This window comes from Pandoraea iniqua (assembly GCF_902459685.1).
GTDB classification, from domain to species: domain Bacteria; phylum Pseudomonadota; class Gammaproteobacteria; order Burkholderiales; family Burkholderiaceae; genus Pandoraea; species Pandoraea iniqua.
This window is the reverse complement of the sequence record NZ_CABPSF010000007.1, coordinates 270,351-295,119: the sequence shown is the minus strand read 5'-3', so window position 1 is coordinate 295,119 and position 24,769 is coordinate 270,351. Positions and strand designations below refer to the sequence as shown.

At 65.0% G+C, this 24,769-nt stretch carries 17 protein-coding genes; 10 read left to right on the top strand and 7 right to left on the bottom strand.

Annotated elements, in window-relative coordinates:
- Window positions 1-101 precede the first annotated feature (101 nt).
- The 3 genes from PIN31009_RS22330 (at window position 102) to PIN31009_RS22320 (ending at window position 2,710) form a co-directional block, all read left to right on the top strand.
- Window positions 102-1,358: a c-type cytochrome gene (locus PIN31009_RS22330; protein WP_150685115.1), complete on the top strand. Its 1,257-nt coding sequence runs from the start codon at window positions 102-104 to the stop codon at window positions 1,356-1,358.
- A 121-nt stretch (window positions 1,359-1,479) separates the two neighbouring features.
- On the top strand, window positions 1,480-2,169 hold the full coding sequence (locus PIN31009_RS22325; protein WP_150791612.1) for a helix-turn-helix transcriptional regulator: 690 nt from the start codon (window positions 1,480-1,482) through the stop codon (window positions 2,167-2,169).
- A gap of 163 nt (window positions 2,170-2,332) precedes the next feature.
- Window positions 2,333-2,710 carry a VOC family protein gene (locus tag PIN31009_RS22320; RefSeq protein WP_150685018.1) on the top strand — a complete coding sequence of 126 codons (378 nt, stop codon included), beginning with the start codon at window positions 2,333-2,335 and terminating at the stop codon, window positions 2,708-2,710.
- Between the two features lie 6 nt (window positions 2,711-2,716).
- Here the strand turns inward: PIN31009_RS22320 and msrA are convergent, their stop codons facing one another.
- From msrA to msrB, 3 genes are all read right to left on the bottom strand, one after another.
- Entirely contained in the window at window positions 2,717-3,526 is an 810-nt protein-coding gene (gene msrA / locus PIN31009_RS22315) for a peptide-methionine (S)-S-oxide reductase MsrA (RefSeq protein WP_150791611.1), read from the bottom strand.
- A gap of 19 nt (window positions 3,527-3,545) precedes the next feature.
- Window positions 3,546-5,369: a cytochrome c biogenesis protein DipZ gene (locus PIN31009_RS22310; RefSeq protein ID WP_150791610.1), complete on the bottom strand. Its 1,824-nt coding sequence runs from the start codon at window positions 5,367-5,369 to the stop codon at window positions 3,546-3,548.
- A 105-nt stretch (window positions 5,370-5,474) separates the two neighbouring features.
- A complete protein-coding gene (gene msrB / locus PIN31009_RS22305; protein ID WP_174997340.1) occupies window positions 5,475-6,095 on the bottom strand; it encodes a peptide-methionine (R)-S-oxide reductase MsrB in 621 nt (206 codons plus the stop codon).
- A gap of 171 nt (window positions 6,096-6,266) precedes the next feature.
- Between msrB and PIN31009_RS22300 the strand changes: the two genes are divergently transcribed.
- Both PIN31009_RS22300 and PIN31009_RS22295 read left to right on the top strand, forming a co-directional pair.
- A complete protein-coding gene (locus PIN31009_RS22300; protein ID WP_087691620.1) occupies window positions 6,267-7,010 on the top strand; it encodes a response regulator transcription factor in 744 nt (247 codons plus the stop codon).
- Entirely contained in the window at window positions 7,010-8,518 is a 1,509-nt protein-coding gene (locus tag PIN31009_RS22295) for a sensor histidine kinase (protein ID WP_150791636.1), read from the top strand. Before PIN31009_RS22300 ends, PIN31009_RS22295 begins: the two co-directional genes overlap by 1 nt.
- Here PIN31009_RS22295 and PIN31009_RS22290 read toward each other — a convergent pair.
- Entirely contained in the window at window positions 8,502-9,722 is a 1,221-nt protein-coding gene (locus PIN31009_RS22290) for a hypothetical protein (RefSeq protein WP_150791609.1), read from the bottom strand. The genes PIN31009_RS22295 and PIN31009_RS22290 overlap by 17 nt on opposite strands.
- Before the next feature lie 255 nt (window positions 9,723-9,977).
- Between PIN31009_RS22290 and PIN31009_RS22285 the strand changes: the two genes are divergently transcribed.
- On the top strand, window positions 9,978-10,517 hold the full coding sequence (locus PIN31009_RS22285) for an eCIS core domain-containing protein (protein ID WP_174997338.1): 540 nt from the start codon (window positions 9,978-9,980) through the stop codon (window positions 10,515-10,517).
- Window positions 10,518-10,536: 19 nt separating this feature from the next.
- Here the strand turns inward: PIN31009_RS22285 and PIN31009_RS22280 are convergent, their stop codons facing one another.
- Window positions 10,537-12,570 (bottom strand): sensor histidine kinase, encoded by a 2,034-nt coding sequence (locus tag PIN31009_RS22280; RefSeq protein WP_150791608.1) that lies wholly within the window; start codon window positions 12,568-12,570, stop codon window positions 10,537-10,539.
- On the bottom strand, window positions 12,480-13,163 hold the full coding sequence (locus PIN31009_RS22275; protein WP_150685015.1) for a response regulator: 684 nt from the start codon (window positions 13,161-13,163) through the stop codon (window positions 12,480-12,482). Before PIN31009_RS22275 ends, PIN31009_RS22280 begins: the two co-directional genes overlap by 91 nt.
- A 392-nt stretch (window positions 13,164-13,555) precedes the next feature.
- Here PIN31009_RS22275 and PIN31009_RS22270 point away from each other — a divergent pair, with 392 nt between their 5' ends.
- Entirely contained in the window at window positions 13,556-19,699 is a 6,144-nt protein-coding gene (locus PIN31009_RS22270) for an autotransporter outer membrane beta-barrel domain-containing protein (RefSeq protein ID WP_174997336.1), read from the top strand.
- A gap of 92 nt (window positions 19,700-19,791) precedes the next feature.
- Here the strand turns inward: PIN31009_RS22270 and PIN31009_RS22265 are convergent, their stop codons facing one another.
- Window positions 19,792-20,802 (bottom strand): serine hydrolase, encoded by a 1,011-nt coding sequence (locus tag PIN31009_RS22265; RefSeq protein WP_150791606.1) that lies wholly within the window; start codon window positions 20,800-20,802, stop codon window positions 19,792-19,794.
- Between the two features lie 297 nt (window positions 20,803-21,099).
- Between PIN31009_RS22265 and PIN31009_RS22260 the strand changes: the two genes are divergently transcribed.
- The 3 genes from PIN31009_RS22260 to groL all read left to right on the top strand — a co-directional run bounded on the left by PIN31009_RS22260 (window position 21,100) and on the right by groL (window position 24,751).
- Complete coding sequence (locus PIN31009_RS22260) at window positions 21,100-22,509, top strand: methyltransferase family protein (protein WP_150791605.1); 1,410 nt, start codon at window positions 21,100-21,102, stop codon at window positions 22,507-22,509.
- 257 nt (window positions 22,510-22,766) lie between these two features.
- Window positions 22,767-23,057, top strand: a complete 291-nt coding sequence (locus PIN31009_RS22255) for a co-chaperone GroES (RefSeq protein ID WP_058377623.1) — start codon at window positions 22,767-22,769, stop codon at window positions 23,055-23,057.
- Between the two features lie 47 nt (window positions 23,058-23,104).
- A complete protein-coding gene (gene groL / locus PIN31009_RS22250; RefSeq protein ID WP_058377624.1) occupies window positions 23,105-24,751 on the top strand; it encodes a chaperonin GroEL in 1,647 nt (548 codons plus the stop codon).
- The last annotated feature ends 18 nt before the right edge of the window (window positions 24,752-24,769 follow it).

The window sequence follows — 24,769 nt, the reverse complement described above, 5'->3', positions numbered from 1 at the left end:
GCGTCGCGGCCGCGCTGCTGCTCGCGGCGTGCAACGACTCGACGTCGCCCAAGCCACCCGACCCTTCGCAGCCGTCGCAACCGCCGCAACCCAAGACGTCGATGATGCCGTCGCTCGTCACGAGTGCGATGGCGGCCGATGCGCCGGCGTCCGGTGCTTCGGCGGCTGCCGGTGCTGCGGGAACCGGCAACGCAACGGCCGTCGTCATGACGCCGGGTAACCCGGCACCGCCGGAACTGGTTGCACGCGGCAAATACCTCGCGCGCGCGGCCGATTGCGCGGCATGCCACACGAGCGCCGACGGTGCGCCGTTTGCCGGTGGCGTGCCGCTCAAGTCGCCGTTCGGCACGTTCTACGGCACCAACATCACGCCGGACAAGACCAACGGCATCGGCAACTGGACGGCCGACGATTTCTATCGCGCGCTGCACGATGGCAAAGCGCCGGACAAGGTGCTGTATCCGGCCATGCCGTACACGTCGTACCGGCAGATGACGCGTGCCGACAGCGATGCGATTTACGCCTATCTGATGTCGGTGAAACCGGTAGCCGTGGCCAATCGGAAGCACGATCTCTCGTTCCCGTACAACATGCGTTTCGGCATGCGCTTCTGGGACTGGATCTTCCTCAAGGACACGTTGCCCGATGCATCGAAGGGCCAGTCTGCCGATTGGTTGCGCGGCCGCTACCTTGCCAATGCGCTCGGTCACTGTGCGGAGTGCCATACGCCGCGCGGCACGTTCGGGCAACTCGATAGCGCGAAGCCGCTCGGCGGTGCCGCACTCGCCCGTATCGCTGCGCCGGACCTGACGCCCGAAGCGCTCGCTGCGCGTGGCTGGACGTTGAAGGACTTGCAGACGTTCTTCGGCACGGGTGTCGCGCCGCAGGGCTCTGCCTTTGGCGAGATGTATCCGGTCGTGCACTTGAGCTCGCAGTATCTGACGCCGGATGACCTGCGCTCATTGAGCACCTACCTGCTGGGCGATGCACCGCCGGCACCGACGCCGTTGCCGGCGAGTCCGGATACCAGCAAGCTCGTCGCGGGCCGCAACATGTACCTCGCGGTATGTGCCGGTTGTCACGCGGCGGACGGTACGGGCAAGCCGCACGTTGCTGTGCCGATGCTGGGCAATTCGACCGTGCGTCAGAAGGACCCGCGCAACCTGATCGTGGCGATTCTGGACGGTATCGAGCCGCAGAAATTCCCGGGGCTCGAAGCCATGCAGGACATGCCCGGTTTCGACAAGCGGCTGACGGACGCGCAGATTTCCGAACTGACCAACTACCTGCGCGTGGCCTACGGCGGTCAGCCCGGCGATGTGAACTCGGAAATCGTCAAGCAACTGCGGCAGAAGTAATTCGCGGCAAGTGTAACGAGGGTCAGGGCTACAGTCGTGATCCATGATGGAGAAGCGCACGTTTCGACCGAACGGTTGAACGTGCGCTTTTTTCGTTCTGATCGGGCGCATAATGCGCGCCATGTCCCGCACACAACGTCTTTTCTCTCTGATGCAACTGCTGCGCCGTCACCGGTATCCGGTGGCGGGGGCGTCGCTCGCCGAATCGCTGGGCGTGAGCCTGCGCACGCTGTATCGCGACATTGCCACCTTGCAGGCGCAGGGCGCGCACATCGAAGGCGCGCCGGGGCTGGGCTATGTGCTCAAGCCGGGCTTCATGCTGCCGCCGCTGATGTTCTCCGAAGAGGAGATCGAAGCCATTGTGCTGGGGTCGCGCTGGGTGGCCAATCGTACGGATGGCGCATTGGCCGATGCGGCGGGCAACGCGCTCGCGAAGATCGCCGCGGTGCTGCCGGCCGATTTGCGCGCGTCGCTCGAAGCGTCGACGCTGCTCATCGGTCCGGGCGATCCGCTGCCGCCGATGACCGTCGATCTGACCGTCATTCGCGAGGCGATTCGCACCGAGCGCAAGCTGCAACTGGCGTATCGCGACGAAGCCGGCAAAACGTCGGAGCGCGTGATCTGGCCGTTCGCGCTGGGCTTCTTCGAGCGCGTGCGCATGGTCGTTGCGTGGTGCGAATTGCGCGACGGGTTCCGGCACTTTCGCGCCGACCGCATCGAGGCGATGACCGTGTCGGCGGCGCGTTATCCGCGCGGCCGCCGCTCACTGCTCAAGGCGTGGCGGGAGACGACGGGGCGGCACGGAGAGTGACAGGAAATGACGGTAAGTTGTCTGTCGACTACTGACAAAAACTGACAGCATGTCCTTCTACGATACGGGCAATGACGACGCACACCGAGATGTCCGGTGCGTGAGAAACGTCAGTTGATACGTGAGTGAATACGTCAGTTATCCAAATCGACAGGAGCTAGTCATGCTGCATCCGAATATGGTCATTCTGTATGTTGCCAATACCGCTGTGAGCGCTGCGTTTTACGCCGATCTGCTCGACCGTCAACCGGTCGACACGTCGCCGGGTTTCGCGCTGTTCGTGTTTCCGTCGGGACTGAAGCTGGGGCTGTGGGCAAAGCACACGGTGGTGCCGACCGTGATTGCGCCGCCGGGCGGCAGCGAAGTGGTGCTGCCGGTGGCGTCCAACGCGGAGGTCGACGCCACCCATGTGGACTGGAGCGCTCGCGGCATCACGATTCTGCAAGCGCCCACCACGATGGATTTCGGCCGCACGTTCGTGGCGTCCGATCCCGACGGTCACCGTCTGCGCGTGTACAAACTGGCGGACGAGCCGAAGTAAGGGGACTTAGGACGCTGACGCCGTCTTCACGAGCACCGGCGTATCGCGATACTGCGTGGGAAACATCCGCTTGAGGTCCTTCACCTTGGGCAGGTCGTTGATCACGATGTACGGATACGTCGGGTGCTCGGTTAGAAAGTCCTGATGGTAGCCCTCGGCGGCATAGAAGCCCGTGTACTTCTCGATCTTCGTCGCAATCGGCTTCGAGAACGCGTGCGAGGCGTCGAGTTGCACGATATAGGCTTCGGCCACGCGGCGCTGCGCGTCGTTCATCGGGAACACGGCTGAGCGATATTGTGTACCGCTATCCGGGCCCTGACGATTGAGTTCGGTCGGGTTGTGGGCGACCGAGAAGTAGATTTGCAGCAGCTTGCCGTATGACACCTTCTGCGGATCGAACGTGACTTCGACCGACTCGGCGTGGCCAGTGCTGCCGCTGCTCACGGTTTCGTAGTCGGCCGTTTTCGCCGTGCCGCCCGCATAGCCGGAGACGGCTTTCGTCACGCCCTGCACGTGCTGGAAGACCCCTTGCACGCCCCAGAAGCAGCCGCCCGCGAAGACCGCAGTTTCGGTGCGTGCGCCAGTGGCGGGCTCGTCCAGTTTGGGGGCCGCGATCGACACGGCCGGCTCGGCACCGCCGAACGCGTAAGCGCCAACCTGCCATGTGAGCACACCGGCGGCGACGGCTGCGGCTGCCAGCAGCGACCGGCGCAGACCTGAGGCCAGTGCAGTCGTGCGCTTGGTGGCAGAAGGGGCACGCGTGGCCGGCGTGGCGGGGGTAGCCGGAGCATTGTGTTGCGGATGATGCTTGTTCATCTGAGGACTCCCGATTCGATTAACCGAACGTGAAGGCATAAGCCGACACACCCGGGTCAAGAAACTCGATGCTGAAGGTGCGGTCGCTCACGTCGCCGGACTGGCGCACGAGCTGATACAACCGCTGCGAGGTCACCGTGCCGGTGCCGTCGGCCGCTACGTCGGTACCGTGCGCATCGCCGGGGGCCTGACCATCGACCGTCACACGGAAACGCACCGGTTTGCCATTGGCGTCCGGGCCCAGTACCAGATGCAGGTCACGGGCATGGAAGCGGTAGACGATGCGGGCGCCGGCCTGCGTGGCTGTTGCTTGCTCTGCGCCCACTTTCCACGAGCCGCCAAGACCCCATGCGTTGAGCGACGGCGTCGACGGCGCGCGGTAGTCGTTCGCCTGATTGCGCACGGCCCCACCCGGCGACGCGAAGTTCTCGGCCCGCTCGTAGCCGACATAAGTCTCGGGCGAGCGCACGTCGCGCATATCGGCCGCCTGTTGAATGCCGCTCGCCTGCACGTCCGAGATGCTGCTCGCCACCTGCGTGGCACCGGCTTCGCGCAGCAGTTGCTGGATCACGCGCTCCGATTCGGCATAGTTGCCTTCGCCGAAGTGGTGATAACGCACGCGTCCCTGAGCATCGATGAAGTAGTGCGCGGGCCAGTACTGGTTGTTGAAGCCGCGCCAGATCGCATAGTTGTTGTCGATGGCGACCGGATAGTCGACGCCGAGGTCATGAACGGCCTTCTTGACGTTGCCGATATCGCGCTCGAAAGCGAATTCCGGGGCGTGTACGCCGATGACGACGAGGCCCTGATCGCGATACTTCTGCGCCCATGCCTTCACATACGGAAGCGTGCGCAGGCAGTTGATGCAGGAGTACGTCCAGAAGTCGACGAGCACGACCTTGCCACGCAGCGCCTGCGCGGTCAGCGGCGGCGAATTGAGCCACTGCACGGCACCGTCGAGCGACGGCAACTGACCTTCGACCGGCAACGGCGCCGGTTCGGTCGCGGCGGTGCGCGTCATGGCGTTGTTGGTGTTGCCAGCGCCCGTTTCAGCGGCGGCGGCATCGCCTGCACCGGCACCATTGCCGACACCACGGCGGGCACCCAACTGGTCGACCAGCTTCTGTTCGATGCCCCCCGTCGACGCGGTCGAGAGCTGGGCCAGCACACCGGTATCGAGGCCGAGCGCAATCGCGGCGACGCCAGCGAGCATGAGGCCGCCGAGCACACGGCGAATCCATTCACCGGCCCCCAGCGAGCGCTTCATGGCGGCGAACACCCGGCCGCCCACGAGCAGTGCCAGTGCGAGCGACGTGGCGGCACCGGCGGCGTACGCGATCAGCAGCAGCGTCGTGCCGACACTGGCGCCTTGCAGCGCGGCACCGGTGAGCAGCAGCCCGAGAATCGGACCGGCGCACGGGGCCCACAGCAGGCCAGTGGCAATGCCCAGCAGGAACGAGGCGCCCGGACGGGTACCCGCGGTCGCGCCGTCGCTGGCTTGCCCGTCACCTTGGGCCGACTGCGACAGCCGGTCACCCAGCGAGACGAGCGGATGGGTCAGGCGTTCGGACAGCTTGGGGAACAGCAATGTGGCGCCGAACAACCCGACCAGCGCGAGGGCGAGCCAGCGGCCGTACTGGTTGGCCTGCACGACCCAACTGCCACCGACGGCGGCGAGCGTGGCGACGAGCGCAAACATCAGCACCATACCGGCGAGCATCGGCAGCACGCTGCGCGAGAACGACTGTCCGGCGCGCGAGAAGACGAACGGCAGCACCGGCAGAATGCATGGACTGACGATGGTCAGGATCCCGCCGAGATAGGCGAGGATGAGCAAGGTCATGAAAACGCTCCTTTAGCGTGGTCCGGCGGGGCCGGAGGATTAGCGTGTTGTTAGTTTGTCGACCGCTTGTTGCGAGTGGTTTGCCAGCGTGTTGCCCGTTGGCGATTAAGCGGGCTGCGGGCGGAACGTCATGGCCAGACCGTTCATGCAGTAGCGCAGACCGGTCGGCTTCGGGCCGTCGTCGAAGACGTGGCCCAGATGACCGCCACAGCGCCGGCAGTGCACTTCCGTGCGGGTCATGCCGAAACTCGTGTCGGTATGGGTGCCGACGGCGTTGTCGAGCGGCGTCCAGAAGCTCGGCCAGCCGGTATGGCTGTCGAACTTGGTGCGCGACGAGAACACCGGCAGGGCACAACCGGCGCAGAAGAACGTGCCGGTGCGGTGTTCGTCGTTGAGCGGGCTCGAATACGGGCGCTCGGTGCCTTCCTGACGCAGAATCTCGTACTGGCCGGGTGTCAGGCGTTTGCGCCATTCGGCGTCGCTGTAGGCCACTTCGAAGTGCTCGGTCGCGCTGGCGCGCCGGGCATCGTCGGCACGGGCCGGGCGTACAAGGCGCGGCACGAGTCCGACAGCCACGGCGGCTGCGGCGGCCGTGGTGCTGAGCAGGAACAGGCGGCGCGACGTCGTTTGGCGAGTCGCCGGTGCGGCCGTGCTGGCGGCCGTGCTGCGGGCAGTCGCGACGGGCTGGGCGGCCTTCTGGGACGGCGTCTGGTCGGACAACTTCATGGCATCCTCCGGTGAGTGGGCTGATCCGGGGCCGGATCGATGACTGAAGGGTAGTGCGTCCGTGATGGCAAAGTCCTCACGTAAGATTAAACAATTCGTGATACCTCAAAGGGCCTGAACTGCGCACAATGAGGTCACCCAGACCCACCTTTCCCGGGAGTTCCCCCTACGATGGATTCGCCGCGCCGTGTCCTGCTCGTCGAAGACGACGTGCATATCGCCGATCTGCTCACGCTGCACCTGCGCGACGAACGCTTTGACGTCGTGCATTGCGCCGATGGCGATGAGGGGTTGCGGCGCCTGTCCGAAGGTGGTTGGGACGCCCTGATTCTCGACCTGATGCTGCCGGGTGTCGATGGTCTCGAAATCTGCCGCCGCGCGCGGGAAATGACCCGCTACACGCCGATCATCATCACCAGTGCCCGGGCAAGCGAAGTGCACCGCATTCTCGGGCTGGAACTGGGCGCGGACGACTATCTGGCCAAGCCGTTTTCGGTGCTGGAGTTAGTCGCACGGGTCAAGGCGCTGATGCGGCGGGTCGATGCGCTCGCCCGCAACGCCCGCATGGAAGCGGGCAGTCTGGCGGTGGCGGGCCTGTTTATCGATCCGATCGCCCGCGAGGCGACGCTGGGCGGCAAGCTGCTCGACCTGACGCCGCGCGAATTCGACCTGTTGTACTTCTTCGCCCGCCAGCCGGGCAAAGTGTTCTCGCGCATGGACCTGCTCAATGCCGTCTGGGGCTACCAGCACGAGGGTTACGAGCACACCGTCAATACCCACATCAACCGTCTGCGCGCGAAGATCGAAGCCGATCCCGCCCAGCCGGCCCGCATTCTCACGGTCTGGGGGCGTGGCTACAAATTCGCCAGCGATGCGACGCCCGAAGGCAATCCGACCGACGCAGGGGCGGCATGATGACGCGCAAATGGAATCTCACGCTCACGCAGCGGCTGTCGCTGGTGTTCGCGGCGCTGCTGCTGGTGTGCTGCGGCACGTCGGCATGGTTGCAGGTGCGGGCAAACCGTATGCACGAGGCCGAAGTGATTCAGGGCCTCTCGCGGGGGCTGGCCGAGCACATTGCCGCCAACGCGCAACTGATGGATGCGAACGGCATGAAGCCGGACGCCGTGCGAAACCTGTTCGGGCAACTGATGGTGGTCAACCCGAGCGTCGAGGTGTATCTGCTCGACGAACAGGGGCGCATTACCGGGCACGCGGCGCCGGAAGGACATCTGCGGCGCACGCAGATCGATCTGGCGCCGGTGCATCGGCTGATCGATGGCGAAGCGCTGCCGATTTATGGTGACGACCCGCGCAACACCGATGTGCGCAAGGTCTTCAGTGCGGCGCCGTTGCGAGTGAACGGGCAGGAAGTGGGCTACATCTACGTGGTGCTGTTGGGCGAAGCGCACGACCGCTTTGCGGCGCGCGGCGCGACAAGTGCCGCGCTCAGTACCGCGTTGTGGTCGATCGGGCTGGTCGCGGCGTTGTGCCTGATTGCCGGTCTGGCGGCGTTTGCGTGGATTACGCGTCCGCTGCGCCGACTGACCGATACCGTGCGCGAGTTCGATATCGACGCGGCGCCGGCCGCGCTGCCTGCGGTGTCTGCCGATGAGCTGGCGTCGCAACAGGCGCGGCCGAACGACGAAATCGTGGTGCTGGAGCGCGCATTCCGGCAAATGGTGGACCGGTTGGGCGAGCAGTGGCGCACGCTGACGCGTCAGGATCAGGAGCGCCGTGAACTGATCGCCAATATTTCACACGATCTGCGCACACCGCTGTCGTCGCTGCATGGTTATCTGGAAACGTTGTCGCTCAAGGATGCCACGCTGGCACCGGCCGACCGGCGGCGCTATCTGGGCATCGCGCTGGATCAGAGCCGCAAGGTGGGCGCGCTGGCGCAGTCGTTGTTCGAGTTGGCACGTCTCGAGCACGGTTTCGTGCAGCCCGAAGCCGAACCGTTCTCGGTGACCGACCTGATTCAGGATGTGTTCCAGAAATTCGAATTGAGCGCCGAGTCGCGCGGCGTCGCATTACGGGCGCAACTCGCGCCGCAGGTGCCGGCCGCGCGCGCCGATCTTGGGTTGATCGAACGCGTGTTCACCAATCTGCTGGAGAACGCGCTGCGTTACACGCCGTCGGGTGGTGAGATCGTGGTGGCCGTGGCCCCGGCCGGGGCGGATATCGAAGTGCGGGTGAGCGACACTGGGCCGGGGATTCCGGAGAGTGCGCGCGAAGGCCTCTTCGAGCGGCCCTTCACGGTGGGCGGTGCGCGCCGCGAGGGCGGTCTGGGCCTGCGTATCGTGCATCGCATCCTGCAACTGCATGGCCGCCGCATCACGCTGGTGGAAACCAGCGCGCAGACTGGTCAGGCGGGGCATGCAGGGCAGGGCGCGACGTTCCGCTTTACTCTGCCGACGTAAGCTTGCCGGCGACGGGTTCCGATGCCGAAGGTGCCAAAGGTGCCAAAGGTGCCAAAGGTGCCAAAGGTGCCAAAGGTGCCAAAGGTGCCGATGTTGCCGCCGGGGCTGGCGTGCTTTCGCTGGCGGTACCCGGTGCCGTGGGCTTGTCGGTGGCGACCGGCGTGACTGGATCGAAATAGGTCAGCTTGCGCACGAAGACGTTCGCAAACGGATCGACCTTTTCGCCCGTGCCGGACGGCGAGGTAATGACCACGCGCACGACGTTGCCGCGTTTGTCGTGGCGATAGTGATACTCGGAGACGTGACGCTCACCGGTCGCGGCGTCGGTGCGCGTGACGCGCATGAGTTCGTGACGCGGCGAGTATTCCGAGACTTCGTTATCCCACGCGAGCGGCAGCCACTGACCGTCGATGAAGGCGGCGGCGCCGGTGTCGCGCACGATCCGGCTGCCGTCGGGCTTGCGCTCCACGTTGGCAAACGTGCGATAAGAGACGACTTTGGGGGCCGGGCGCACCTTGCCGTCGGCGGTGACGATCTGACGGGCTTCGTTGGGCGCTTCCCATTGCCGCGAGAGTACGAAGCACTCGTCGTCGAACAGGCGCGCCTGCAAGCTGCCCTGACGGCGATGATGGGTGCCGTTGGCGCCGACGATGATGCGGCGGGTCCACTCGACGCGCTCACCTTCCAGACGCACTTGCTCCTTCCACGTGCCGCGCCGCGCGGCGCCGTTCACGATCCATTCGTCGGCGCCTTGCCATGCCACTGACGCGCCATCGACGCTCAGCAGCCGGCCATCGGCCGCGTACGTGTAGCGCCCGCGATCGGTGCTGGCGAGCAGATGTCCCTGCGGATCGAATTCCATCACGAAGCGATTGCCGTTATCGAGCGGGCCGACCTTGCCGGTCGTGCGATCGTAGCTGGCGATAAAGCGGGTTTCTTCGATACGGCGCACACCGGCGGGGATGCCGCCGAAGTTGCGCATCAGGTCGTCTTCTTCGCGCAGCGACGTCTGAACGCACCACGGCAGGGCGGCGGGCGCGGCGCTGGCGGCGTCGGTCGCGGCGGGCGAAGGCGTTGCAGGGGAGGTGCTGGCGGCGTTTGCCGGCGGGGCGGCGGGTGCCGTGAGGCGCGGCGGGCTGGCGGCGCAACCGGCCAGCAGAAGGACCAGTGCGAGAGAACCCAGAACAGGACGCGCGGAGAACACGGATCGGACAGGTCGGACAGATAAAGCGGACGTCATCACGAAAGGTTGCCGGAGATATTTTTCCACGATTGTACCGGCTCTGAGTGACATGCTCCCGGGTCCGGCCCGGACAAGAGGACAAAGCGGGGCCTAAGCAGGGACAAAGCGGGACCCAAGCACGCCCGTCAGAAATTTGTTTTTGCCACCGTTGGGCCGTATGATTGGCCGGACGTTTCGACCACAAAGCGATGTTTTTCGGACGTAAGGGGATTGGGCATGGGGACGGGTATGGGCGACCGGATACGAAAGCCAGCGCAGTCACAGGACGCGACACGCGTCGTGCAGGCCAAATCGGCCGTAGCCGGTGGTGGCCACGCCGACTTCACGGACAACCGGCCCGAAGCCGAAGGGCTGCGCCAGTTGCAGGCCATGGCCGACAACAGCCCGCGGATGGTCGCGCAGCGTCAGGCACAGGCGCCGATCAACCGCACGGGACTCCCCGATTCGCTCAAATCCGGTGTCGAGTCGCTGTCCGGCATGAGCATGGATCATGTGCGGGTGCACTACAACTCGCCGGCCCCGGCGCAACTCAGTGCCCACGCTTACGCACAGGGCAACGACATTCACCTTGGCCCCGGGCAGGAGCACCACCTGCCGCATGAAGCCTGGCACGTGGTGCAGCAGGCGCAGGACCGGGTTCGGCCAACGATGCAGTTGAAGGCCGGTGTGCCCGTCAATGACGACGAAGGGCTGGAGCGCGAAGCCGATGAGATGGGCGCGAAAGCACTGGCGTCCGGCAACCCTGCAACGGCTTAGGGCGAACCGGCCCTAGCCCCTAGCCCGCCGTCGTCGCCACGCGAACCAGCACCACCGTCGCGCCGTTCTCCCGCAGCAAGGCCATCGTGCCACCCAAGCGCTGCGCACGCCTGCGCATGCTGTGCAGCCCGGTGCCAGCGCGACGGCCGTCACTGTCAGTACCACCCAAGCTACTCAAGCTACCCGCGCCGCCAGCCTCAAACCCCACGCCGTTATCTTCCACTCGCAAGGTGATCGCCTCGCCCTCGTCTCGCAAGTCGATGCAAACCCGGCTCGCGCGGCTGTGCTTGAGCACGTTCGTGAGCGCTTCCTGAAGAATGCGCAGCAACTCCAGCGACTGCGCGGCGCTAAGCTCGCATTGCCCGATGCCTTCCAGCCGCCAGTCGCATTCGATCTTCTGACTCTCGAACAGCACGGTGATCCGGTGGCGCAACGGCGCAATCTGTTCGGCCAGCGTCAGCCCGCCGTTCTGATGCGTGGCGGCCGTATCGATGACCATGCGCAACTCGTCGCGCAGTTCCTTGAGCAGACCGAGAAATCGTTCTGGCGGCAGCGTATGCGGGGCGTGTTCGATGGCGGCGATACTCGACACCAGCGCACCGCCCAGACCGTCATGCAAGTCATGCGCGAGGTTCAGCCGTTCTGCCAGACGCGCGTTCGCGACTTCGAGTTCGTGCTGGCGATTGAGCGTCAGCGCCAGTTCGTCGCGCGCGTCGTCGACCCGCACGCGCAACTCGTCGTTGAATTGGGCGATGCGACGCGCGTTCTCTGCGAAGCGCCGCGCCAGCACCACCGCCATGCCGATCATCAACACCTGCGACGTCTGCGCCGTGTAGTAGACGTTGGACGCAAGCACCCCGAAGAACACCAGAAAGTCGTGCGTACCCGCGATGACAAACGTCAGTGCACAAAGCGATACCACGCGCTGTTCAAGCTGCCGCTCGCGCCACGTGAGGGCGAAGAGCAAGATACAACTGGCCAGATACGTCACGCCGGGAATGACCGCCCAGATCGCGCGCGTGCTCGCGATACTCGGGTGCGGCATGAGCACCAGCCAGACGGCACCGATGCCGAATATCGTCCACATCGACGTTTCGATTCGCGGCATTCTGCGCCCGCAGAAGCGCAGCACGAACATCGTGAAACAGCCGCAATACGCCAGAAAGGCAATCGACACGAACACTTCCCACGCGTCGTTCGTCAGCCAAGGCCACGGGCGCGTGGCGACCTGATTGACGGCGTAAAGCCACCACGTGAACGACATCGCACTGAACCAGCCGTAAGCGGTTTCTTCGCGCCGGTACAACCAGAGCGTGAGCACGAAGATGCCGAGCGTGATGGTGATGGCCAGACTGAACAGTTGCAGATCGCGCCGCACCCATCGTTCTTTCTCATAGCGGGCGTGAATCTCTGCGGGCGCGCCACGTACGACAGGGCCGAGCCCCGGGCTGTAGGCCGAAAGCCCGGACACGCGCACGAGCAGCGTGTTGACGCCCGGGCGCAGCGCCGGTGCTTCCACCACCCAGTAGCGCGGGGTATTCCACGCGCGGGTGAGGGGCTCGACCAGCGAGTCGTCGCGCGAGAGCAGGCTGCCATTGAGATAGACGGCACCCGCCATATTCAGATACTCCAGCAGCAAGCCGCGCGCCTGCGCGGGCGAAGGCTCCTGCCACGTGAGCCGGTACCAGACCACGCCGTCGTAGTGCGGCCAGCGGGTGCTCCAGACATCCGGCAGCGTGACGCTCTCCCAGCCGGTATCGGGCGGCTGCGTGGCATGCCAGTCGGCACCGGCACGCACGGCTTCGATACGTTCGAACGTCAGGGGACGAAGATCGGTGCCCGCGCCCGGTAGCTGCGCATGAGCGGCACTCGCAAGCAGGCCGACGACCGCGAGGAGATGACGTCGCCGAAATCGATGGATGTGAAGGAAGTGAAGGAAGTGCCGGAGCGCCGCAATCAGCGTCAGGGCAGCAAGCCGAACGTGCGGGCTTCGAACACGGCTTGCGTGCGCGAGTTGACCGCCAGCTTCTTGTAGATGTTCTTGATGTGGCATGCGACCGTGAGACTTGAGATGGAAAGCAGTGCTGCAATCTCGCGGTTCGTCATGCCTTTGGCGACGAGCCCGAGAATCTCGATTTCTCGCGGGCTCAATGCCGGTGGCGCGTCGGCCGTCTGCGATGGCCGGGTGACGCCGACAAGGCTGAGGATGTGTCTGGCCACAAACGGATCGATCGGCGCGCCCCCGCGTAACGCGCTGCGAATCGATAGCGCGATCTCCGTATCGTCGCGCTCCTTGAGCAGATAGCCGGTGGCGCCTGTGCGCAGCGCGCCCACGATGATCTGCTCGGTACTCCACGCGGAGATTACCAGAATCGGTAACGCCGGATCACGGGCATGAAGCTCGCCAATCAGGTCGATGCCACTGCCGTCGGGCAGGCCCATGTCGATGAGCGTGAGCGCGAACGGTTGATCGGCCAGAATCGCGCGCGCCTGCGCCAGACTGCCGGCCACGTGCACGGCGTCGTCCGTATAGCCAAGGGACGTGAGGATGCTGCGCATCCGCGTCTGGGTGGCGGGATCGTCTTCCACAAGCAACAGCGGGCCGGGCAGAACCGGCTCGGCAACGACGGGCGTGCTGGCAGACATGGCGGTGTGGGGAAGCGGAAAAAGGACCAAAAAGGATCAAAAAGGACCACAAAGTACCCAAGGCACCGAAAGGGACCGACGGATAACGCAAATTAGCACGCCGGCGCAACCGGCGCCCATCCCCGAAACAGGGGAGGCGGCGCCCCCCGGCTCCCCTTTGCTCCCCTTACTCAATTCGGGGGATAGTGCACAAGGGCTGCGTAGTGCTAAGTTTCTCCGGAAATTACCGCGCCTTTCCAAACGCACCAAAAACGATCAAAAGCGATCAGCAGAGCGGCGCGCATCCTGTCAGTCGGCACACGATTCGGAGTACGGGGGCAAGCGTGCGAGGCAAATCATCTCAGGTGGCGGTACCGCTTCGTTTGAAGGCGCTTTGCAGCGTCGCAGGCGTCATGCTCGCCGGCCCGGCGTTCTCTCAAACCTCGGGGCCGTTGTTCCTCGACTATCGCGGTGCCGCAGGCGGGTGCTGTCACAGCGACAACGGCTACGACGGCGCGCCCGGACAAATCGACGTCGAACGCACGATCACCGGCCTGAACATTCGCTCGGCCAATGGTGCCACCGGCGTGGCCGTCGACGTGAGCGGCGGCAACGGCGGCAACGGCAACACCAACGACGACGACAACGGTCGCGATCACTGGGGCGGCAACGGCGGCTTCGGCCGTATCGTCGACTTTGGGCTGGTCAACAGCACGGTCATCAGCAACGGCGCCGGCGTGTCGGTGCTCTCGAAGGGCGGCGATGGCGGCCTTTGGGGCAACCGCGGGAACGGCAATGGCAACGGCAGCGACGGCAATTTCGCACGGCTGACGATCGACGGCGGCGCGGTGACGGCCGTGGGATACGGCCTGTCGGCGCAGGCGATTGGCGGCAACGGTCAGGCGAGTACGATTCCCTCGTTCGCGGGCATCCAGCCCGGCTTGAACGCCGGGGTCGGCGGCAACGCCGGAGACGCCAGCGTGGTGGTGCGCGGCGGGGCCAGCATCACGGCGACGGGCGTTGGCAACAACGGCGGCGCGGCGATTCGCGCTGAGTCGCTGGGCGGACAAGGCGGCCTTGGCGTGGACGATTCGGAGAGCGGATACGTGCTCTCCGGATGGGGTGGAAACTCGGGCAACGTCACGGTCTCGATCGCAGATGGCACGGTCGCCGCCCACGGCAACGGCGTCGTGGGCGTGCTGGCGCGCTCGATCGGCGGCAGCGGCCCGGCGGGTGTGAGCACAGACGTGAAGGGCTCGAATGGCGGCAACTCGGGGCAGGTGACGGTGACCAATGGCGCCGCCATCACGACCGACGGTGCCAATGCCCCGGGCATTGCCGTGTACAGCCTTGGAGGGCGCGGCGGCGACGGCGGGGGCGGTGTGACGGGCAGCGGCTTCACCGGCGGCGATGGCGGCACGCCGGGCGGGGCCTCCGTGACCAACACCGGCAGCATCGCCACGCTGGGCCTCGGCTCGATGGGCATTCGCGTATCCGTGGTTGGCGGCGCGGGCGGCAACGGTGGGGCGGCGGGCCCGTGGTCGGGCCACGGCGGCAACGGCGGCGGAGGCGGCAGCACCGGACAGTTGGCCGTCACGATCCATAACGACGGCAATATTTCGACCGCAGGCAAAGACGCGCTCGGCATTCTCGCGCATGCCGTGGGCGGCGGCGCAGGCTCGGCCGACGTGAGTCAGGGCCTAATGAATATCGGCGGTGGCGCGGGCGGCAACGGCGGGCTGGGCGGCAATATTCAGGCCGACAGCAACGGTTCGATCTTCACGACCGGCGATCAGAGCGCCGGGGCCTTAATTCAGAGCATTGGCGGGGGTGGCGGACACGGTGGCGACGCCGATACGACCGGCATCATCGTGGGCATCGCCACTGGCGGACATGGGGGTGCCGGTGGCGCCGGGGGCACGGCCACGATGGATCTGGGCGGCGCGATCTCGACCGCCGGCGCCGGTTCTGCCGGCCTTATTTTGCAAAGCATCGGCGGTGGCGGCGGCGCTGGCGGGTCGGCCAGCGCCATCACTGTAGGTGTCGGGCTCGGCGTGTCGGTCAGCCATGGCGGCAGCGCCGGTGGCGGTGGCCAAGGGGGCACGTCCCGCCTGACGCTGGATAACGGCAGCAGCATTACCACGCAAGGCGCGGCCAGCGACGGTGCGGTGGTGCAGAGCATCGGCGGCGGTGGCGGCTACGGCGGTCTGGCCAGCTCGGCGGCCATTACTATCGCGCCCGATCTTGGGCCGGAAATCCCGACGGCCACCTTGAGCCCGCACTACACCGCAGGCGGCAGTGGCGGCGATGGCGGCAACGGCGGTTTCGCCCAAGTCGACAACGCGGGTGGCGTCTGGACGCAAGGCGACAAGAGCATCGGCATTCTGGCGCAGAGCATCGGCGGCGGTGGCGGGGGCGGCGGCAGTGCGGCGGCGGCGTTGCGCACGTCGACCATCGCGGCGGCGGGTAGCCGGTTCAATATCAGCGTGGGCGCGTCCATTGGCGGTTCGGGGGGGCAGGGCGGGTTCGGTGGTGTGGCAACGGTGACCAACGAGGTCTCCGGCAGCGTCGCCACCGCAGGCGATCACGCGCCGGGCATCGTTGCGCAGAGTGTCGGTGGTGGTGGCGGCAGCGGCGGTATCGTCCAGCAGGAAACCGCGCAATCGTTCTCCGCCACTCTCGGTGGGCCCAGCGCAGCGCTCGGGAGTCTGAAGTCGCTGGTCAACTGGCTGGCGAGCGGAAGCCAGCCGCCATCAGTCTCGTTCGGATCGCTGACGGTGGGCGTAGATGTTCGTGTGGGCGGCACCGGGGGCAGCGGCGGTGATGGCGTGGGGGCCAGCGTCTTCAACAAGGGGCGGGTGACGACGGCCGGTGACGGCGCTGCGGCCATCGTCGCGCAGAGCATCGGCGGCGGGGGCGGTCAGGGCGGGACGGCGGCCTCGACGAGTGTGTCGAGCCTGATGTCCAGCATCGACAATCTGCTCGGCGTGGTCGCAGGTAAGGTCGGCTCGTACTTCGATCTCTCGCCCAACGTCGGCACGAATGTCGCCGTCGGCGGTTCCGGAGGCAGTGGCGGCAATGGCGGTCCTGTGAGCATCGCCAACAGTGGCCTTCTCGCGACGAAAGGTTTTTCGTCCCCGGGGATCGTGGCGCAAAGCGTCGGTGGCGGGGGCGGTGCAGGCGTGGCCACCGCGCAGAACCTCGAAGCGTTCGTCGCCAACTGGGCACCCGACAGCGCGCCGGAAATCATCGGCGAAGTGACGCGCATCGTCGATCTGCTCGGCTCCAATCTCGCGAGCGCACAGCACAACGTCAATGTCAGTGTCGGCTCGCAAGGCGGCAGCGCGGGCGTGGCCGGACAGGTGAACGTGGATGCGAGCGACCCGACCAGCAACATTCAGACAAGCGGCGACAGCTCACCGGGCATTCTCGCGCAAGGCATTTCCGGTGGCGGCGGGATGGCGGGGGCCACCAGTTACACGTTCGGTTCGAGCAGCTTCGGCACCGCCGCCGGCGCATCGACACCAGCGTTGTCGCTTTCGCTCGGCGGGACTTACGCGGGCAATCTGGCCAGCATCAATACCGCCCCGTATCCCGTGGTGGTCAAGAGTGGCGGTGTGATTGCCACGCAAGGCGCCGATGCAAGCGGCATCGTTGCGCAGAGCATCATGGGCGGCGGCGGGGCGGCATCGGTTGGCCTCGCGGGCAACGCGAGTACGCATCTGGCCGATGGTCAGCAAGCCAGTGCGCCGACCATCACGCTCGGCAGCACGTTGAGCGGTTCAATGTCGCCGGCGCTGATGACGGCGAGCAGCGTCAACGTCCTCAGCGGCGGCAGCCTCTACACCAGCGGCACGCTGTCGCACGGCATTCTGGCGCAGTCGGTCTCGGGCGGCGGCGGGGTCGCCGGGCTGACGTCGAGCGCGTCGATGACGGCGTTGCTCGCGGGATCTGTCGTCACGCTGGGCGCATCGCAGTCGGGGAACAATAGCCTGCTTGCCAACGCCGGCAGCGTGCTTGTCGATCTGTCGAGCGCCACCGGCAACGCGAATGCGCCTTCGGTGATTGCAACGCAAGGCGCGCTCTCCTTCGGCGTGCTTGCCCAAAGTATCGGCGGTGGCGGCGGCTATGCGGCATTGACGAGCGGCGATGTGCCGTCGACGCTACCTGTGACTCGCCTGACGCTCGGTGCGCAGAATGACACCGGTGGCGCCGGGTCGGATGTCGCCGTGACAGTGGGCAATAACGTCGTGGTGCAAACGCAGGGACAGAATGCCCATGGCGTCGTCGCACAGAGCGTGGGCGGGGGCGGCGGTATCGCCGGTCTCACGACGGCGCCGGGGCTCGTCACGCTGGCGCCGGTGAACAACACGTTCAGCAACGCGGGAGCCAATGACGGCGGCACGGTCGAAGTGATGGTTGCCGGTGGCATTCGCACGCAGGGCGATGGCGCGGCGGGGGTGCTCGCGCAGAGCGTCGGGGGCGGGGGTGGTATCGCGGGCGATGCGGCTGCCGTGACTTATGGTCTGGACATGGTCCGCTTGGCCAACGTGTCCGGTGCAGTCGGGGCGGGCAACACCGTGCGAGTGAGCGCGTCGGGCAGCATCGTGACGTATGGCGTGAACGCCCCCGCCATTCTCGCGATGAGTCTGGGCGGCGGCGCGGTGTTCACCGACGGTGGCGTGCTGCTGAAGAACCCGCCGAACTGGAGTGGCAATGCTGGTGGCGAGATCGACGTGAGCGTGCAACCGGGCGCGACAGTGGCGGCCATGGGTGCTGGCTCCCCCGCCATTGCCGCGATCAGTATGGGCAATGCGGGCACGACCGGCAACAACGTCATGGAGGGCAAGCCGATCAGCGTCACGGTGGGCAAGGGCGCGACGGTCATGGCGAATGCGACGTCGGGCATCGGCATTCTGGCGATCAACACCGATGGCGTGACGATCGACAATGCGGGCACCGTCTCGGCGGCCACGGCCATCGAGTCGTTGGGCAAGGCGAGCGTCAACAACAGCGGCATCGTGCAGGGCAACGTACAACTCACGACCGACAGTACCTTCGTGAATCAGACCGGGGGCGAGTTGCGTGCGGGCCAAAGCGTGACGGTGGGACAACTTCAGAATTTCGGCACGTTCAGCCCCGGCGGCGCGGGCGTCTTTCAGGTGTCGCATGTGTACGGTGCGTTCTCGCAGACCGGCACCGGCGTGTATGCGCCCGATCTCGATTTCACGCATCACAACAGCGACTTTCTGGTGGTGTCCGGCGCGCTGACGTTCGGCGGCAGCGTGGTGCCGGTGCTTCACAACCCGGTGAAGAACGTCTGGCTCGGGATCGGTCACTTCGATCAGGCGCCGACGGGCGAGACGGCTGTCGCGAAGAGCACCGCCATCGTGTTCAACTACCAGATGAAAAACAACGGCGGCGGCTCGCAAGATCCGCTGATTTCCGTCGACGCCAATTTCCGGCCGGCGGGCGTCGCCCTGAACGCGAACCAGACGTCGTTCGCCAACTTTCTGCAGACGCATTGGGACATGGGGGTGGTGGATACGGGGCCGCTGTTCCAGCCGTTTGCGAATGTGAACGACGCGGCGTCGTACCGCAAGGCGCTGGATGTGCTCTCGGGGGCGGCAACGCTCATGCGCGCCGGTTCGCGCGGACACGAAAACTACGACTTCCTGAATCGGCTAATGAGCTGTCCGCAGTTCGACGGCGTGGGCACGCGGCTGTCCGAGGGCAGTTGCGTGTGGGGGCGCGTGATCGGCACGCGTGCCGATCGTTTCGATACGGCGGATGACGTCGGTTTCCGCAGCCAGCAGGTGACGTATCAGTTCGGGGCGCAAAAGGAGATTGCGCCGGACTGGTTCTTCGGCGGCTCGGCGAGTTATGTGGTGACGCATGCGCGCTCGTCGGATCGCTCGCTCGATGTGTCGAGTGACGGTTTCCGTGGCGGCGTGACGTTGAAGCGGCAGATGGGGCCGTGGCAAATCGCGCTGGCGGTGCTGGGCGGTTACGAGAGCGGTACGCAGAATCGGACGATCAATTATCCGGAGGCCGTCGCGCGAGCGACGAGCAAGCCCGATGCCTTCTTTGTCGGGGCCCGGTCGCGGCTGTCGTACCAGTTGAATTTCGCCGACTGGTATGTGAAGCCTTATGCGGATCTCGATGTCGTGTACGACCGCAGCGGTGCCTACAGCGAGAGCGGGGCGGGTGTGCTCGATCTCGCGGTGCAAAGTCAGGGACGCACGACGGCCGTGCTGAGTCCCGCCGTCGAGGTGGGCGGGCGCTTCGATTATCGCGGTGTGACGTTGCGGCCTTATCTGTCGCTCGGGATGAGTTTCGCGTCGAAAGGCGATGTGAGTACCGAAGTGTCGCTGGTGCAGTTTCCGAGTGCGCCGTTCGTGATTTCGTCGTCGCAACCCCGCGCCTACGGCAACTTCGCCGTAGGGGTGGAACTGCTCTCGGGCAAGGGGCTGGAGATGCGTGCCGAATACAGCTTGCGCACCGCGCCTTCGCAGACGGTGCAGAGTGCGGCGCTACGGTTGGCGAAACACTTCTGACGCGTTGCTGATGTGACGCAATGACAAAGGCCTGCCCGCTTGGATCGCGGGGCAGGCCTTTGTTTTGATGCGGATCGCCGTGGTTTCGCAGGTCAGGCGGCGGCCTTGGCCGCAGCCTTGAGCACGTCGCTGGCGGCGGCGATGAACTCGCCGGTGCGCTCGACGCTCGTCTTACCGTCGAGCCAGTTCGACGTGAAGCAGAACGTCACGGGGGTCTTGCCTACGAGCATTTCGCCCGCGAAGCACAGCGCGTGGAAGTTCTCCCAATCGAGACTGCCGCCCTTGCCGTACGCGAGCAGGCCGTCGGGAACTGCCATCCACACCGCATCCGCCATGGCAGAGATTCGCTTGAATTCGGTGAGCGACGACGGTTTTGCGAACAGCTTTCCGCGCAGCACCTGCCGATACCACTTGACCAGATCGGCGGCGGAACTCGTCATCGTTTCGTGATCGTTGATGACGTCGGTGCGCGGCTTCAGCCCGAGGTCTTCGTTGCGCTCCATCTTCTGCATGCCGGCCCAGCCGAGGTCGACGCCCGGTGCTGCGCCTGCCAAATACGAGAACAGCTTGCGCGTGGAGTCCGGGATGCGTGCCGTGGGCAGGCCCACACGCTTGAGCAGTTCGCGAACGCGGTCGGGGCCGACGGCAGCCAGTGAAATGTCGGTGCCCAAGTTGTCGCTATGCGAGATCATCGCTTCGAGGGCGGTGCGGTATTGGGTCTGTCCGGTGAGTCCGATCAGCACCGGGCTGCCCGGTGTTCGCACGGCGTCGTTGACGTCGCAGAGCTGGGACTCGGAGCGCTGGTTGTAGCCGGTTTCCACGTCGAGCAGAAACTGCCCGAGGATGTACGTTTTGACCGCGCTGCCGACGAACAGCATCCGGTCCGGCGCATAGGCCGACTGCCAGCCACCGGACGGAATGTCGGCGAGTACGAGACAACCCGTCGTTTGCGGTGCGAGGGCGCCGAAGCGGCGCACGGCGGCGTCGAGATCTGCACGGCCGGCTGCGATGGCGTTGGCGGCTGGTGTGAGCAACGCCGGTGTGGCGAGCGAGGCGGCGGCAAATTGCAGGGCTTGCCGGCGGGTGGGACGAAAGTCGGTCATTGCAAGAGGTCTCCGAAGCGTAGGCAGTGGGCAGGGCGGAACATGAGGCTTGTATGCCGCATGTTCTTGCCTGTGTTGCTTTGCGGCGAGGCCGGGGCTGACGTTAGCACGCAGTTTTTACGATGACGATCCCCTCTTTTGAGTAGTCGCCAATGCGCGGCCGCGCCACGCTATGATGGCGACGTGCGCGGGCTGCCCGGGTAGGTCAGGAAGGTCGGAGTCGTGGGGGCGGCATCAGTCGTGAGCGCGGACGTGACGAGCAACATCGTATCCCCGTAGTGCCACCGATTGGACGACATGACGGAAGACATGACGAACGACATGACTGGTACCGTGACCGACACCGCACGCCATAACCCCGACAGCCCCGGCAACCGCGACGATCGCGGCAACCGAGATATCCCCGGCAACCCCGGCGGCCCCGGCAATCCTGAAGGACCTGTGCCGGCGCGGCCCCGCTCGGCGACACACGGCGCGGTCGGCGCCGCCGGTTTCGCGGCCTTTCTCCTGTCGTTGATCCTGCTGCGCGCCTACCACCCCTTCGGGAACGACGTGGTGGCGAGCGCCCTGTTCATGGTCGGCATGACCTCGGCGACGGTGCTGCTGGTGGATCTGTTGTGGCAGAAGACTTACCGGCGCGCCTCGACCGGATTGAGCTTCGAGCGTGACGCTCCGTCGTGGTCCCGCACGATGGTCAAGTTCACGGGCCTGTTGGGCAGTCTGGGCTTTGTCGCGGTGTTGTACTGGCTGTTTCCGGAGTATCACGGCGACTTCTACGATCGCTACTACCGGATGCTTGCGCTGATACTGCCGCCATTGCTGGTGCTGGCGCTGCCGTATCTCTATTTCGTCGACCGCAGGATGCCGCAGCCGCACGACGGTTACTGGCACGTTGGCCAACTCGTGACATTGCAGTGGGCCAACATCGACCGCCGCATCGTCGGTCAGCATCTGCTCGGCTGGCTGGTGAAGGGGTTCTTTCTGCCGTTGATGTTCGGCTATTTGTGCAACGACCTTGCCCGATTCCTGAACGCCGATGTCAGTCAGCTCTCCGGCTTCAAACCGTGGTTCGATCTGTTGTACGGCCTGTGCTATTTCGTCGATGTCGGTCTGACGGTGATGGGCTACCTGCTGACGTTGCGCCTTGCCGATACCCATCTGCGCTCGGCCGAGCCGACCATGCTGGGGTGGGCGGTGGCGCTGGCGTGTTACGAGCCGTTCTGGTCGTTGATCGGCCGCCAGTATCTGCGTTACGACACGGGTTTCGCATGGGGCGAGTGGCTGTGGGGGTCTCCGCTGCTTTACGGCATTTGGGGCAGCGCGATCCTGCTGCTGACCATGATTTACGTCTGGGCCACCGTGAGCTTTGGCGGGCGTTTCTCCAACCTCACCCATCGCGGCATCATCACCAACGGCCCCTATCGCTGGACCAAGCATCCGGCGTATGTGGCGAAGAATCTGTCGTGGTGGCTGATCTTCATCCCCTTCGTGGTGCACGGGCCGGTGGATGAGGCGCTGCGCCACTGCCTGCTGCTGTTGGGCGTCAACGGGCTCTATGCGATGCGGGCGTGGACCGAAGAGCGCCATCTGTCGCGCGATCCGGTCTATGTGGCGTACGCGCGCTGGATCGACGCGCATGGGCTGTTTCGATTTCTGCCGAATTTGTCATGGTTTGGCAGGCGTCGGCAGGCACAGGGCGCCAGCTAGGCGGGGAACCCCCGGCGGCCGGGCATCGTCAAAAACGGGACAATCGCCCGTGAAAGTGGCGTCGATCCCGTCGATGTCGATCCGTCGCATCCAAGAATATTCACCTCCGGGAAAACCCCGCGTCTTGAAATCGTAAAACCCCGTCCCTATAATTAGCACTCGTTGGTGTAGAGTGCTAACGTCATGAATTCATCTTATATGCAACATCTTGCATATATCGTTTTGACAATCTCACTGAGAGAAAAGAGGAGCTTGTAATGAACCTTCGTCCCTTGCATGACCGCGTTATTGTCAAGCGCCTGGACAACGAAACGAAGACCGCATCGGGCATCGTGATCCCTGAAGCCGCCGCTGAAAAGCCGGATCAGGGCGAGATCCTGGCGGTTGGCCCGGGCAAGAAAGACGATCAAGGCAAGTCGATCGTGCTCGACGTGAAGGTGGGCGACCGTGTCCTGTTCGGCAAGTACGCCGGCCAGACCGTGAAGGTCGATGGCCAGGAACTGCTGGTCATGCGCGAAGAAGACATCATGGCCGTTCTGGTCAAGTAAGACTGTCCCCCCAGACATCTACGTAAAGAATTCAAGGAGTTATTGCAATGGCAGCTAAAGAAGTCGTTTTCGGCGATTCCGCTCGTGCAAAGATGGTCGAGGGTGTCAACATCCTGGCCAATGCCGTCAAGGTGACCCTGGGCCCGAAGGGCCGTAACGTGGTGCTCGAGCGCAGCTTCGGCGGCCCGACGGTGACCAAGGACGGTGTGTCGGTCGCCAAGGAAATCGAGCTGAAGGACAAGCTCCAGAACATGGGCGCGCAAATGGTCAAGGAAGTGGCTTCCAAGACCAGCGACAACGCCGGTGACGGTACCACCACCGCTACGGTGCTGGCCCAGTCGATCGTTCGCGAAGGCATGAAGTACGTTGCCTCGGGCATGAACCCGATGGATCTGAAGCGCGGTATCGACAAGGCTGTCGCCGCTGCGATCGAAGAACTGCGCAAGATCAGCAAGCCCTGCACGACCAACAAGGAAATCGCGCAAGTCGGCTCGATCTCGGCCAACAGCGATTCGTCGATCGGTGACCGTATCGCCGAAGCGATGGACAAGGTCGGCAAGGAAGGCGTGATCACCGTCGAAGACGGCAAGTCGCTGCAAGACGAGCTGGATGTTGTCGAAGGTATGCAATTCGACCGCGGCTACCTCTCGCCGTACTTCATCAACACCCCGGAAAAGCAAGTCGCCATCCTGGACAACCCGTTTGTCCTGCTGTTCGACAAGAAGGTCTCGAACATTCGTGACCTGCTGCCGGTGCTCGAGCAAGTCGCCAAGGCTGGCCGTCCGCTGCTGATCATCGCCGAAGACGTCGAAGGCGAAGCCCTCGCAACGCTGGTGGTCAACAACATCCGTGGCATCCTGAAGACCTGCGCCGTCAAGGCTCCGGGCTTCGGCGACCGCCGCAAGGCCATGCTCGAAGACATCGCCATCCTGACGGGCGGCCAAGTCATCGCTGAAGAAATCGGCCTGACGCTGGAAAAGGCAACGCTCAACGAACTGGGCCAAGCCAAGCGCATCGAAATCGGTAAGGAAAACACCATCATCATCGATGGTGCTGGCGAAGCCGTGAACATCGAAGCACGCGTCAAGCAAATCCGCGCCCAGATCGAAGAAGCCACCAGCGACTACGATCGTGAAAAGCTGCAAGAACGCGTGGCCAAGCTGGCCGGCGGTGTTGCCGTGATCAAGGTCGGCGCTGCGACCGAAGTCGAAATGAAGGAAAAGAAGGCACGCGTCGAAGATGCGCTGCACGCTACCCGCGCTGCCGTGGAAGAAGGCATCGTCCCGGGCGGCGGTGTTGCACTGCTGCGCGCTCGCGTGGCCGTTGCCGACATCAAGGGCGCCAACGCTGACCAAGACGCCGGTATCAAGATCGTGCTGCGCGCGATGGAAGAGCCGCTGCGTCAGATCGTTGCGAACGGTGGCGAAGAAGCCAGCGTCGTCGTGGCCAACGTGATTGCCGGTAAGGGCAACTACGGCTACAACGCATCGACCGGCGAGTACGGCGATCTGGTGGAAATGGGCGTTGTCGATCCGACCAAGGTCACGCGCACCGCGCTGCAAAACGCCGCTTCGGTGTCGGGCCTGCTGCTGACGACCGACTGCGCTGTTGCCGAACTGCCGAAGGAAGATGCCCCGATGGGCGGCGGTATGGGCGACATGGGCGGTATGGGCGGCATGGGCATGGGCATGTAAGTCTCGCAAGAGACGGCA

Excerpts from the sequence above, each read along its gene's own strand:
- PIN31009_RS22330 (WP_150685115.1), top strand. The coding sequence starts at position 102 with ATGATGCCGTCGCTCGTCACGAGTGCGATGGCGGCCGATGCGCCGGCG.
- PIN31009_RS22325 (WP_150791612.1), top strand. The coding sequence starts at position 1,480 with ATGTCCCGCACACAACGTCTTTTCTCTCTGATGCAACTGCTGCGCCGT.
- PIN31009_RS22320 (WP_150685018.1), top strand. The coding sequence starts at position 2,333 with ATGCTGCATCCGAATATGGTCATTCTGTATGTTGCCAATACCGCTGTG.
- msrA (WP_150791611.1), bottom strand. The coding sequence starts at position 3,526 with ATGAACAAGCATCATCCGCAACACAATGCTCCGGCTACCCCCGCCACG.
- PIN31009_RS22310 (WP_150791610.1), bottom strand. The coding sequence starts at position 5,369 with ATGACCTTGCTCATCCTCGCCTATCTCGGCGGGATCCTGACCATCGTC.
- msrB (WP_174997340.1), bottom strand. The coding sequence starts at position 6,095 with ATGAAGTTGTCCGACCAGACGCCGTCCCAGAAGGCCGCCCAGCCCGTC.
- PIN31009_RS22300 (WP_087691620.1), top strand. The coding sequence starts at position 6,267 with ATGGATTCGCCGCGCCGTGTCCTGCTCGTCGAAGACGACGTGCATATC.
- PIN31009_RS22295 (WP_150791636.1), top strand. The coding sequence starts at position 7,010 with ATGACGCGCAAATGGAATCTCACGCTCACGCAGCGGCTGTCGCTGGTG.
- PIN31009_RS22285 (WP_174997338.1), top strand. The coding sequence starts at position 9,978 with ATGGGGACGGGTATGGGCGACCGGATACGAAAGCCAGCGCAGTCACAG.
- PIN31009_RS22280 (WP_150791608.1), bottom strand. The coding sequence starts at position 12,570 with ATGCCACATCAAGAACATCTACAAGAAGCTGGCGGTCAACTCGCGCAC.
- PIN31009_RS22275 (WP_150685015.1), bottom strand. The coding sequence starts at position 13,163 with ATGTCTGCCAGCACGCCCGTCGTTGCCGAGCCGGTTCTGCCCGGCCCG.
- PIN31009_RS22270 (WP_174997336.1), top strand. The coding sequence starts at position 13,556 with ATGCTCGCCGGCCCGGCGTTCTCTCAAACCTCGGGGCCGTTGTTCCTC.
- PIN31009_RS22265 (WP_150791606.1), bottom strand. The coding sequence starts at position 20,802 with ATGACCGACTTTCGTCCCACCCGCCGGCAAGCCCTGCAATTTGCCGCC.
- PIN31009_RS22260 (WP_150791605.1), top strand. The coding sequence starts at position 21,100 with ATGACGGAAGACATGACGAACGACATGACTGGTACCGTGACCGACACC.
- PIN31009_RS22255 (WP_058377623.1), top strand. The coding sequence starts at position 22,767 with ATGAACCTTCGTCCCTTGCATGACCGCGTTATTGTCAAGCGCCTGGAC.
- groL (WP_058377624.1), top strand. The coding sequence starts at position 23,105 with ATGGCAGCTAAAGAAGTCGTTTTCGGCGATTCCGCTCGTGCAAAGATG.